We start from the raw sequence: 13159 nt of genomic DNA, 5'->3' as shown, positions 1-13159 counted from the left end.
TTAAGCCAATTTTAGCTACTTATGTCTAATGGTATGGGTTTAATCAATGGGTTATTATTGGTTAAACCTTAAATAAGCATTTTAAGCCAATAGGCATTTTAAGCTAACAAGCGTTTTAAGCTAACAAGCATTTTAAATTGACAATAATTTTAACAACGGAGCATCCACCCATGAAAATTCGTTCCCAAGTAGGCATGGTGCTTAATCTTGATAAATGTATCGGTTGCCACACTTGTTCGGTAACTTGTAAAAATGTTTGGACCAGTCGTGAGGGCATGGAATACGCATGGTTTAATAACGTAGAGTCAAAGCCCGGTATTGGTTTTCCCAAAGAATGGGAAAATCAAGACAAATGGCGCGGTGGCTGGATTCGTAATGCTGACGGATCGATAAATCCCAAAATTGGCGGTAAATTTCGCGTGCTTGCCAATATTTTTGCCAATCCCGATCTGCCAACAATTGACGATTATTATGAACCGTTTGATTTTGATTATCAGCATTTGCATACCGCTCCAATTGGCGAGCACCAACCAATTGCAAGACCGCGTTCGCTTATCACAGGCAAGCGTATGCAAAAAATACAATGGGGGCCAAACTGGGAGGAGATTTTAGGTTCTGAATTTGCCAAACGCCGTATTGATAAAAATTTTGACAACATTCAGGCGGATATTTATGGGCAATACGAAAACACTTTTATGATGTATTTGCCACGTTTGTGTGAGCATTGCTTAAATCCAACGTGCGTGGCATCTTGTCCAAGCGGTGCAATTTATAAACGTGAAGAAGATGGCATTGTGCTTATCGATCAAGACAAATGTCGTGGCTGGCGTATGTGTGTTTCAGGTTGTCCTTATAAAAAAATCTATTACAATTGGAAATCGGGCAAATCTGAAAAATGTATTTTTTGTTATCCGCGTATTGAAAGCGGCCAACCAACGATTTGTTCTGAAACCTGTGTTGGACGTATCCGTTATTTGGGCGTGTTGCTGTATGATGCCGACAAAATCAAGCAAGCTGCCAGTACGCCAAATGAAAAAGATTTATATAAAGCCCAGTTGGATATATTTTTAGATCCGCACGATCCGATGGTGATTGATCAAGCGTTAAAAGATGGCATTGCCATGAGTGTGATTGAATCCGCCCAAAAATCACCTGTGTATAAACTTGCAATAGACTGGAAACTTGCCTTGCCACTACACCCTGAATATCGCACCTTGCCAATGGTATGGTATGTGCCACCGCTATCACCGATCCAAAACGCCGCCAACGCAGGCCAAGTGGCTATGGACGGTTTAATTCCTGATGTAGACAGTTTGCGTATTCCACTGCGTTACCTTGCCAATATGTTGACTGCCGGTGATGAAGAGCCTGTACGCCTTGCTTTAAAACGCTTGCTTGCTATGCGTTCTTATAAACGCTTACAACTGGTTGAAAAACAAGATGCCAAAGCGGTGCTTGATGCGGTAGGTTTAACCAAATTGCAAGTTGAAGATATGTACCGTTATTTGGCAATTGCCAATTATGAAGATCGTTTTGTCATTCCAAGCAGCCACCGCGAAGAAGCCATGAGTGATGCTTTTGCTGAAAAAAGCGGTTGTGGGTTTACGTTTGGCAATGGTTGTACTGGCAATAACGATGTGCATATGTTTGGACAACGCAAAACCAATCGCCGTGAGATGATTGATACGGTACAAACATGGGAGCAATAACATGCATAAGAACGATAACACGACGGATTTTAAACTGTTAAAAGTAATTAGCCTGTTGCTGGATTATCCAAGTTGTGAATTATTTGCTGATGATACGCTTGATGCGTGTAAAAAGATTGTCAACGCATCTGTGCTAATAAGTCCTGATGTTCGCACGCAAATAATTGATTTAATTGACCATTTGCAAAACTTAGGCGAGCTTGAGGCTCAATCGATCTATGATGGTTTGTTTGAACGTGGGCGTTCGTTATCACTTTGGCTATTTGAACATGTGCATGGTGAGAGTCGTGATCGTGGGCAGGCGATGGTGGATTTGATGGGGCAATATCAACATGCAGGTTTTACAATTGGTGTTAAAGAATTGCCAGATTATTTGCCAATGTATCTGGAATTTTTGGCGTATAAGGCGAAAACCACAGAAGATATTGAAATTCGCATAGACATTGCTGATATCAGTCATATTGTTACCATTTTGGCAGCAAGGCTAAAACAGCGGAGAAGTCCGTATTTGGCATTGTTTTATGCCCTGCTTCAAATTGCCAAAAAACCCTTAAGCGTGGTTGATGATGAAATAGCCAAATTAACAGGCGAGCTAAGAGATGACACCAAAGGTGCAATAGACAAAGCGTGGGAAGAGGAGGTGGTAGATTTTATGAATGCCAAACAAGAAAATCGTTGTACATCTAACGAAAACCAACAATACATTGCAAAAAATGCCATAACCGCTCAAAATCAAACAGACATACCGGTGCATTGGGTGGGGTTTGATAAAAATACCAAACACGCAGCAGCACACTAAAAGGAGCAACTTTATGAATACAATGATTGCAGAAAACTGGTGGCATGTTTTTTTATTTGGAATTTATCCGTATATTGCCTTGACAGTGTGTGTTTTGGGTTGTGTTGCAAGGTTTGATTTGTCGCAATATACATGGCGGGCAGGATCTAGCCAAATGTTGTCGGATAATTATATGCGCACGGCAAGTAATTTATTTCACATTGGTATTATTGTGGTGCTGCTTGGACATTTTTTTGGTATGTTTACACCTCATTTTGTGTATGAGCGTTTTATTAGTGCCCCACAAAAACAATTGGTTGCAGTGATTGTTGGCGGTATTGCTGGTATTTTGTGCTTGATTGGGCTTATCATGTTAATTTGGCGACGTTTTACCAATCCGCGCATTAGCCACACATCGACGTTTGCTGATAAAATGCTGCTTGTTGTTATCCTTGTGCAGCTTTTAATGGGGCTTGGTACAATTTGGTCATACCCTCATCATAAAGATGGGCAATTAATGCTAAGTTTGGCAGGGTGGGCACAGTCATTGGCAATTTTACGCCCCGTGTACGCCGCCTCATTGGTTGAAAATGCAGGGCTTATTTATAAGATGCATATGTTTTTGGGTACAACGCTCATTTTGTTGGTGCCATTTACACGCCTTATTCACATTATTTCAGCACCAATTTGGTATTTGGGTCGCCGTTATCAAATCGTGCGCCAAAAAACCTCCCAGTGATTTTGAAGCACAATCATTTTGACATGGCTTTTAAGATCGTTTAAAACCGATTTTACGGTTTTTCACCACACATCAACCCAGCTGGTGTGTGGTGTTTTTTATGCCAAATCATGGCACACAAATCACGCATATTTTGTGGTTTAAGCCCTGCTTGTTTTGTGCTAAAATGTTAAAAATTTGTTACAACGCAGCCACTTTACAGCCACTTTTATGAAAAAACTATGAAAAAACTATGAAAAAAAACATCAAAATCATTGACGGAAAACTTAACAATGCGACATTTATCGCATCGCCAAATTTTAACAAACGCCCTGAAAATAGCGAAATTTCGCTGATTGTTATTCATAACATAAGCCTTCCGCCAAGTGAATTTGGCAAAACCGATCAACACGGACAGCATTTTGTCAAAGCCTTTTTTCAAAACCAACTCAATCCAAACGATCATCCGTATTTTCAAAGCATTTATCAGCAACAAGTTTCCGCCCATTTATTGATAGAACGCACAGGCAAAATCACTCAATTTGTCAATTTTAATGACAGAGCGTGGCATGCAGGCAAGTCTGGTTATTTGGGACGCGAAAATTGCAATGATTTTTCTATTGGTATTGAACTGGAAGGTGATGATTACAGCGAGTTTGACGAACGCCAATACCTACAACTTGCTTGGGTGATTTTTGCAATTTATGAAGCCTATCCTAAAACCAGACGCCAGTTGGCAGGGCATAGCGATGTGGCACGTGGGCGAAAGTCTGATCCGGGTGCGTATTTTGATTGGCAAAAACTTAGGAATTTGCTAGACAACATTTGCCAAACAAATTGACAAATGTAATTTTTGTCAATTTTTTCTTCAATGCTTTTTTAAATTGCCAACACAATGACTGCTTATAAGGCTAATAAAAACCCTAAAAATTTAGTCAAATCCACCGCTGTTGTGAGTTTTTTTACCCTGATATCGCGGATTTTGGGTTTGGTGCGCGATATGGTGTTTATGGCGGTTTTTGGGGCAAGTGGCTTTATGGATGCATTTTTGGTCGCATTTAAAATCCCTAATTTTTTGCGCAGGTTGTTTGCTGAAGGGGCATTTGCTCAAGCTTTTATACCTGTACTCACTGATTATCAACAAAAATCTACTTTTATGGAGCTGCAGCGGTTTATTGGTTGTATGTCAGGGGTATTGTTGCTGTTTTTATCACTCATAAGCACAGGAATGATTGTTTTTGCACCGTGGGTTGTTAAGCTGTTTGCGATTGGGTTTGCCAATGATGGTGAATATTTTTACCTGACTGTGCACTTGTTTCAATTGATGTTTCCTTATTTGTTGTTAATTACGCTTACAGCGTTTGCAGGTAGTATTTTGCAAAGCTATCATCGGTTTATCATTCCTGCGATGACACCGATGGTTTTAAATGTGTGTTTAATTATTTTTGCCTTATATGTTGCACCGACTTTGTATCAGCCGATTTTGGCGTTGGGTTATGCGGTGTTGTTGGCTGGCGTGCTGCAATTATTGTTACAATGTATTCCTGTTTATCAACAAAAGTTGTTAATTTTACCAAGGCTTGATTGGCAACATCAAGGCGTTCATCAAGTGTTAAAATCCTTATTGCCTGCAATTTTTGGCGTATCGGTATTGCAGATCAATTTGTTGTTAAATACGGTTATTGCAACGTTTTTACCAACCGGTTCGGTATCGTGGTTGTACGCAGCTGAGCGTATGAGTGAATTGCCGTTGGGTTTGATTGGCACGGCGATCGGAGCGGTGATTTTACCAACTTTAAGCCGTTATAGCCGTGATGATCCAAAATTGTTACAGCATACTTTGGATTGGGCGTGTAAATGGGTTATGCTGTTAGGTTTGCCTGCGTCTGTTGCATTGGTACAGATCAGTCAAGCGTTGATGTTGGCATTGTTTGCAAGGGGTGAATTTGATTGGCAAGATGCAAAAATGAGTGGTATGGCCTTGCAAGCGATGTCAGTTGGAATTTTGCCGTTTATGTTTATCAAGGTGTTTGCCCCTGTGTTTTTTGCCCAAAAAAATAGCAAAATTCCTGTCAAATGGGGGTTTTACTCGGTATTGGCAAACGTACTGTTTGGACTGGGCTTGCTTGTGATTTTTCGTTATTGGAATATTGCGTTGCATATCAGTTTGGCGTTGGCGACAAGTTTATCGGCGTGGGTAAATGCAACAGGTTTGTACTATAGTTTATCCAAACGCCAAATTTTTTATTTTACCAAGCCTTGGCAAGCCTTAGTGTTGCGTTTTTTACTGGCAAATGTTGCAATGAGTGTTGCGTTGCAAGGATTGTTAAATTTATTTCCAGTGGCTCAAATGGGCGAAATTTTGGTATTATTGGCAATTTGCATTGTGGCAATGATAATTTATGCTTTGGTATTATTGTTAAGTGGTTTTAAAATTAATGTGTTAAAATATCAATAAATTTTGGTTAAATGGTGATTAGAAAAGCGGGGTTGTGTCGGTTTGGGTTTTTTTGGCTTGCCAATTTGAGACGGTTTTTGTTTTGGGTGTGAAGTTCATTGAGTAGGATTTGTTGCTCGGTTGTCAATTGTTTGGCTATTTTGTTAAGTTTGGCATTGGTGGTTTTGATTAAAAGGGTTGGCTAAAACGACCGCCCAAACTCCAAAAACACACTATGCTTCTTATAACTATATAACGCTGGCAAATTACTTTTATTATTCACATAACGATAACTAAGCCGCGGCGTAATACCCTGCCAATTAATATTTTTATGCCAAACAGCCGTTTGCAGCGTTATGGTTTTATCGGTGCGATAAACATTATTCGGATTAACAAGGCGCAATAATTTGCCATGATAACGCTCACGCTCGGCGCTTAATTTGCCTTGCACAAAAAAGCCATTATTAAATTGTTGCAAAATACCTAAATTTACTCCCACAGTATGGCTACTTTTGGCGGCATCTGTTAAATCGCTCAATTGATAATTTATCCCCAAAGAATAACGCCGCTTAGGGTTATTTTGCAATACAATAGTATCGCTTAAATGATAACGGTTGCCATTATAACCTTGATACGACTTTTGATAATTGCCATGTTCGGCACGTATAAATAAATTATTTTGCCACGTTTTATTTAATTCATTATTAAATTTATGTTGCCAATTAAACGCCGCCCCAATACTGTTTTTTCTTGGTACAAGGTTTTGTTTGTTGTCGGTGGCAAAATTGCGCCCAATAAATGGCGTAATAGACAAAAATCCGTGCGTATTATTTTTTTTCAAGCCAATATTGGCAAAAATAGACGCTTCATTATGACTGTTATCGCGGTAAAATTTGCCATCAATATCAAGACCAGTATATAAACTCAATCCATGATTAAGCGGCGTATATTTATCCAAATCCAAAGACAACGCCAAACCGTGCGTGCTTTTTGGCTTTTCTTTGCTAATATTTTTTTGCTCGGTGGTAGAAGCTGAATTAATATTATCTAAATATAACAAGTTCATACCAATATCAATGCTCGGTTTATATTTGCGTGTTAAAATTGCACTTTGTTTTATTAGCCATTTTTTTTCTGTTGTTGTTAAATTGTTAAAATGCACAGAGGTTTTTAATTCATTTAAAATGATAGTTGCCTTTTGGTCATGCTTATTTTTTAATAACAATGAAGCAATTTGCATTTTTACCGCAGTTAAATTGGGCTGTTTTTGGCTTAATTCGGTTAATAATTGCAAAGCCAATTTATGATTATTATCGCTTAAAGCAATTTTACTTTGCGCAAATAACAATAAAATCTCATCTTGATAATCCCTTGGCAATTGATGATAAAACGGCACTAATAAACGCAACGTTTCGGCATCATCATTTATTACCGCTTGATAAAAAACATGCGCAAATGCATTGGGATTGTTAATTAAAAAATCAATATCCACGGTTGGCGTTTCGTTTATTTCAGTTGGTGCAATGGGTGCAATTTGCTCGGTTTGTGGTGAATTGTCAATTGGCAAAGTAGTCGCAATGGGTTCATTTTGCAAACTATCAATGCCCGCTTCTGGGTGCAAAATGGGCGGCTGCACCGCTTTATCATCGGCAAAAACAGGCATAAAATACGCCAAACAGCAACACAATGTTGTTAGCTTTGTTGTCAATTGCGTTGCTGTTTTTATCGCAAAAAAACCATTCATCGGCTAAAACTTCATCTCAAAACTGGCAAAATAACTACGCCCCGGCGCAATGTAACGCGTGGCTTGGGTGCTGGCGGCCTCGCTTGGCAATTGGCGCGCCGCTTCCCAAGTGGTGTAGCGCGTGTTAAGCAGGTTATTGATGCCAAGGCGCGCGGTAATGCTGCCTGTTGGGCTGTAGTAGCCTGCGACGTCAAGCAGGGTATAGGCTTTTGGCGCAAACTGGCTTAGCGTGGCGGTTTGGCGTGTGCCTCGCCAAATGCGTAGGGCATTGAGCTCGTTTTCGTCCTTTTGCTTGCTGTGGGTGAGCGTTGTGCTAGCGCCCCACGTTTGGCTTGGGTGGTCAAAATTTAGCCCCACAACATAGCGCGCAGGGGTGATGGCGTCCCAAAAATTGGGGCTTGCCTGATACCAGCCGTCGCTGTCTTTGGGGGCGATGTAGTCAAATTGGGCTAATTTGCTTTTGCTGTAGCCAAGCGTTGCGCCAAGACCGTCGGGCAATTTGGGCGTTAAACTGTGCAAATCCAAATTAACTTTTAAACTTGTGCCTTTAATTTTGGCATTGTACAAATTGGCAAATAATTCATCGCTGGGTTTTGGTGTTGGCGGATTGCCAATACATTGATTAGAAGATAAATTCTTTTTACAATATTCTTTTTGTGCTGCCGATAAATGCGGAATTGCTCTATCTAACATATCTTTATAACGGCTATTAAACGCACTGATTTCAATATCGCCCCAATAATTTTGATAACGCACGCCATATTCATTGCTATGAGAAGTTTCGGGTTTTACATCAATGGCGCGTTTGGGAAAAGAAACATCGCTGTCGTTTTTATGTTGGGCGGCGGTGCTATTATAATTATAGAGTTCATAAAAACTCGGTGCACGAAAGCCTTTGGCGGTTTTGTATAATAAACTTAAATCAGGGCTAATATTAATTGCCGCGCCAAAATTATAGCTTTTGTTGTTATAAGTTTTATTGGTAATATTGGGGTCTTGGGTGTTAATGTTTTGTTTATCAAAACGCGCACCAAAGTTAAAATCAAAATATTTATTAGGGCGATAAATATTATTAAAACCAATGTAATAACTGTTGCTATCAATGGGGGCGCGTACGCATTCATTGGCATTGCCACAAGTGTTTTCGCTTTCTAATTTAGGATTGCGATTTTTGGCAATATATTTTGCCCCTGATTGGTCAAACTTTTGTTGTTGCTCTGGAGTTAAATCATTTCTGTCTATCGTTCTGCCAACATTGAGTTCATTGTTGGCATCTACAATACTTTGGCGTGTATTATTGGCAAAAAACTGGCTATTGACTTTATCCGCCCCTGCCAAAAGGGCTAAATTATGATTACCTAACGCATCAAAATTAAATTCTAATTTACCAAGCAAACTGGTGCGCTTTTCTTGATAGCGGCTTAAATTATGATATTCATAATGTCCAATTTGGCTAATGGTGCAATTTAAATCCACATTTGGGTAAGTGCTGCACGATTTTTTAATGTCGTGATTGTTAATTTGAATGGTTTGTTGATTAACATTTAAATTGGCGTTTTTAAACCAATTAACATTGGGTTTAAATTCCAATGCCGCCCCATAACGGGTTTTTTTATGGGCTTGATTAAATACGCTGCTTTTGGCGTAGGCAAGTTTGGGAATGGGAACGTCGTTTTTGCCGGGGCGAAAGGCTTTTTCTGCAGAATTATCAGGGTCAATATTTTCTTTATAATCATCGCAGGGAATACTGCCTTTGCTATCGGGCGTGCCATCTTTGCCTAATTTAACGCCGTGATAACTACAATGACGCATATCGCGCACATTGTATTGCTGTTTGGTGTCTTCAACAATAATTTTGCCAATTAAATTGGGCTTAAAATTAATATTTAAGCGCGCTAAATATGAATCGGATTTATAATCCATTGGGTCGGGCAATAAACGATAAATGCCCGTATAATCTTTAGCCGAAACCACTTCTTGCGGATGAATAGAAGCCAAATATTGCGCTTTTTCGGCATCATTTAACTCTTTAAATTCACGCCCTTTTGTGCTGTCGGGTTTATAATTGGTGTATTTGTAATTATATTGCACGCAATCTTGCGGATTGGCAGAATTTAAACAATCAAGCGTTACATAACTGGCACTTTTATATAATGTATCCGTTTTGCGTAAATCATATTTATCTTGATACGCGCCCAAACGATAAAAACTTTGATTAATATTGGCTAAATCATTATGCGCGCTGTTTTCTTTGCTTTTGCGATGAGTGTATTGCACCATGGCTTCAAATAAATCGCTTTTGCCTGCGGCGGCTAATGTTTGGCTAAAATGGGCGTTTTTGCTGTTGTAAGTGGTTTTGCTTTGCGCGCCGATATTATTGCCCGATTTTAATACATCGCTAACGTCTTTGGTATAAAACGCCACCGAGCCGCCGAGTGCGCCGCTGCCTGCTTCTAGCGCGTTGCCGCCTTTATTGATGGCGACGGCGGTAATGTTTTCAATTTCAATTTCGTTCATTGTGCCAGAATTGGCGGCGGCGCGTTTGGTGGATTCGTCTTTGTAGGATTGAATTTGCGCTACGCCGTCCACGGTAATGGCGACGCGGTTTTTGTCCACGCCGTGAATGGCAAAGCCGCTGCTGCCGCCACGCCCTTGCTCCACCACGCTAATGCCCGTTTCATAACGCACCAAATCGCGAATGCCTTGCACGTGTTCTTTTGCTAAGTTTGCAGCGGTTTTCACGGTTTTGCCAAGCCCTGTTACATCGGTGTCAAAACGCGTAACTTGATTGGTGGGCGCGGTAAAAACGAGTGCGTCTAAATGCGCGGTTGGCGTTTCGGCTTCGGCTTTTGGTTTAGCGGCTTCGGCTTTGGTTGTTGTGGTAACGGTTTCGCTTTCGGTTTCTGTTTCTTCCGCCGTTTGTGCAAAACTTACCACAGGCAACGCAAAAGCCCCCATTAAAGTGCCAAATAACACACCGCGAATGGCAAGATTTAAACTGGCGCGGTGAAAGTTATGCAAAGTTGACATAATATACAATCCTACAATTTATTTAAGCCTACAATTTAATTTTAATACTTAAAAAGTAATAACGGTTATTTTTTATCGCCTTTAACCGCACCAAATACCGCGCCCGCTTTTTTCACTTCTTCGGTTACGCCGTCGCCTTTATCATAATGCAATTGTCCTGCCAATTCTTCGCCATCAGTGCCAAAGAATTGCCCATTGACATCAATGTCTTTTATGTCATATAAAAAACCGCCGCTATTGGTATTGCCAACTTCTTCGCGGTAATTGTTAACATCGGCTTTGGCGGTAAACCCTGTGTCATTTATTTTACCGTCTTTAATATCAAACACGCTATGACCATTTTCATCGGTTAATGCACCTTTTAAAGTATTGGTATCAAAATCCACATCAAAACTGGCTTTATTTTTACCATCCAATGAAAACGTTTTTTGATGGGTTTTTTCGTTTATTGGTAGATATTTATCACGGTATTCAGGTTTAATCTCGCCTTTAAGATAGGTTTTATCAGTATCTGTGCTCTCTTCGTCATTTTCTTCTTCATCTTCTTCTGACTCTGGGGTAAAATCTTGGGCTAAGATATAATCTTTATGTCCTTTTTTCTTAATTATGTCTTCATTATTGCTAAAACCTTTATCTTTTTTCTGAATCAAATATCCCGCCCACAAGCCGTTATAAGTAAATTTACCTGCACTTGGTAAAGTGGTGGTTTGCTCTTGGTCGCCGCCTTGCACAAAATAACTGCGCGTTGGGTTATTTTTGTCATCGTTATACAATACTTCGCCAAAGCTAATATGATTGTAAGTTTTGGCATTAATCGCGGTATAAGGTTTATCGCCTTGTTTTTCTTGTAAGGTGATTTTGGTTACATTGTCTTTTTGCTCAACTTTTACATCAGGGTATTTATTTTTAATAGTTTGTGTGTTATTGGCATTTTTTACTTCTAAATTATCTTTTGAGTTTGCCTTTAAATTGTAATAATTGCCATTAAAATAAAACTTATCGTGTTGTCCAAAATAAGCAGGAATGACTTGTTTACTGGTACTGGTTTGTTTGGTGAAATCAGCTTGTGGCTTGCCCCAAGGGTAAGATTCATATTGGTCATCGCTAATTGGTATTTCGCCCTCGTCAATCTTTGCATCAATTTCTTCATTTAGTTTTTTCTTTTCAATCACTTTGCCAATATCTTCATTAGAAATATTGCTAATAATCGGTTTTTCAAAGCCTGCACTAAAATAAAACGGTTTTGTTTCGGGTTTTTTGTTTTTATCATTGCGTTTGCCGCCAAATACCACATACGCCGAGCCATCATTGGATAAAAATTTACCCGCCAATTCATCGCCCGTTTCACCATAAAAGCCGCCTTCTAGGGCATTTGAATCTGGGTCGGGATTATTGGGATTGGCTTTTTTAGAAAACAATTCTTTAATAAACGGCGCGGTTTTGCTGTTTTCGGTAATTAATGATTTGGCTGTACCGGTAAAGCGGTTGCCTTGAATTTTACCGTCAATTTGATAAACATCTACTTCATTAACTTTTTTGGTGGTGTCAAATTGGCTGGCAATATAATTGCCACTGCTGTTTTGTTTATTGGGATTGTCATAATACGATAATTTACCTGTTAAGGTGTTTTTATCAAAATCCACTTTATAAGTAGCCGGCGTGTGTTTGTACTTCATGTTGTTTAGATAAATATGGGCGGCACTAATTTCATCAGCTTCGTTGGTTTTGCTGTAAGCGTTAAAATAAGTGCCAACTTTTTCATCTTTGCCAGTTAGGGCAGGGCGTTTTTTGACATCACTTAAATACAGCCAATTGCCTTTGTATTCAAACGTGCCAGCACTGGGTAATTGTGTGCTAACGTTATCACCATGATAAAATAAAATCGGCATTTTACCATTGTGGAGGTTTTTTTCACCTGCTTTTTGGTTTAAGCCTAAACCTGCGATGTCTAAATAACCAAAACGAATGTGTTCATAATTATCGGCGGATTTTTTGGCTTTTTTATTTTCGTCTTGTAAGTGATTAATATGAGTATTGTTTTGGTCGTTTAAGGGTGAAAGTTTGCCATAACCATAAACTTTGGCGCGTTTAAGCCAATCACCTTTGAGTGCATGCGTTGGACTGTCAATGTGCAATTGTTGCCAAGTGGGGAATTGGTTAAAATTCATGGGTTTAATGTCGTTTTCGGTGAGTGCTTGGCGCAAATTTGTGCCTGCGGTTGTGCCATCGGGTAATATTTTATCCGTGCCAAGATATTGCGATGCATCGGTGCGTTCTGGATTATTGGTTTTACTGGTGTCGCGGATTTTACCCACCATAAAAAAGCCCGCGGCAGGCTGGGTTTGTGGGTTTTGCGGGGTTTGTGCTTGGTTATTATCACTACCGCTACCGTTGTTATCGTTACCACCGCTTCCGCCGTTATTGTTATCGCTTCCACCGTTGTTATTGTTATCCGGTTTATTGGGATTGGCAACTGCAGGCGGTACCGTGCCTTTTGGCAAGGTGGTGATGTTGGGGGCGGCGGATTTAATACTGTCGCCACCACAACCGGTCAAAGCAAGGGCGGCAAAGGTGCTGGCAACAGCAAGGGCAAGGTGTGATTTTTTAAACATTTTGGGGGTTTTAGATGTGGTCATGGTAGGTCTTCTATGCAAGTAAAAATGATTTGGTAAATAATAATGATTATTATTACAATTATTTTACGCAATTGCAAGGTTTTGTTGATTTGATATTTCAATCAATG

General features: G+C 39.8%; 8 protein-coding genes. 5 read left to right on the top strand and 3 right to left on the bottom strand.

Annotated features, from left to right (window positions below):
* Positions 1–170: 170 nt before the first annotated feature.
* The 5 genes from narH (at position 171) to murJ (ending at position 5663) form a co-directional block, all read left to right on the top strand.
* Positions 171–1709, top strand: coding sequence for a nitrate reductase subunit beta (narH, locus tag MOMA_RS01410; RefSeq protein ID WP_009501421.1), 1539 nt, complete (start codon positions 171–173; stop codon positions 1707–1709).
* 1 nt (position 1710) lies between these two features.
* Positions 1711–2508: a nitrate reductase molybdenum cofactor assembly chaperone gene (gene narJ / locus MOMA_RS01405; protein ID WP_009501419.1), complete on the top strand. Its 798-nt coding sequence runs from the start codon at positions 1711–1713 to the stop codon at positions 2506–2508.
* A gap of 13 nt (positions 2509–2521) precedes the next feature.
* On the top strand, positions 2522–3226 hold the full coding sequence (narI, locus tag MOMA_RS01400; RefSeq protein ID WP_009501418.1) for a respiratory nitrate reductase subunit gamma: 705 nt from the start codon (positions 2522–2524) through the stop codon (positions 3224–3226).
* Between the two features lie 232 nt (positions 3227–3458).
* The gene (gene ampD, locus MOMA_RS01395; RefSeq protein ID WP_009501417.1) at positions 3459–4046 is read left to right on the top strand and encodes a 1,6-anhydro-N-acetylmuramyl-L-alanine amidase AmpD; all 588 of its coding nucleotides are present in this window, start codon (positions 3459–3461) and stop codon (positions 4044–4046) included.
* A 54-nt stretch (positions 4047–4100) separates the two neighbouring features.
* Positions 4101–5663: a murein biosynthesis integral membrane protein MurJ gene (gene murJ / locus MOMA_RS01390; protein WP_009501416.1), complete on the top strand. Its 1563-nt coding sequence runs from the start codon at positions 4101–4103 to the stop codon at positions 5661–5663.
* A 181-nt stretch (positions 5664–5844) separates the two neighbouring features.
* On the opposite strand, the gene MOMA_RS01385 is transcribed toward murJ, so the two are convergent.
* The 3 genes from MOMA_RS01385 to MOMA_RS01375 form a co-directional block, all read right to left on the bottom strand.
* Complete coding sequence (locus MOMA_RS01385) at positions 5845–7305, bottom strand: surface lipoprotein assembly modifier (protein WP_227498078.1); 1461 nt, start codon at positions 7303–7305, stop codon at positions 5845–5847.
* Positions 7306–7389: 84 nt separating this feature from the next.
* Entirely contained in the window at positions 7390–10416 is a 3027-nt protein-coding gene (locus MOMA_RS01380; protein ID WP_009501414.1) for a lactoferrin/transferrin family TonB-dependent receptor, read from the bottom strand.
* Between the two features lie 65 nt (positions 10417–10481).
* Entirely contained in the window at positions 10482–13052 is a 2571-nt protein-coding gene (locus tag MOMA_RS01375; RefSeq protein WP_009501413.1) for a transferrin-binding protein-like solute binding protein, read from the bottom strand.
* Positions 13053–13159: the final 107 nt, after the last annotated feature.

The organism is Moraxella macacae 0408225, from assembly GCF_000320365.1.
Lineage (GTDB): Bacteria > Pseudomonadota > Gammaproteobacteria > Pseudomonadales > Moraxellaceae > Faucicola > Faucicola macacae.
This window is presented reverse-complemented; position numbering and strand designations above follow the sequence as displayed.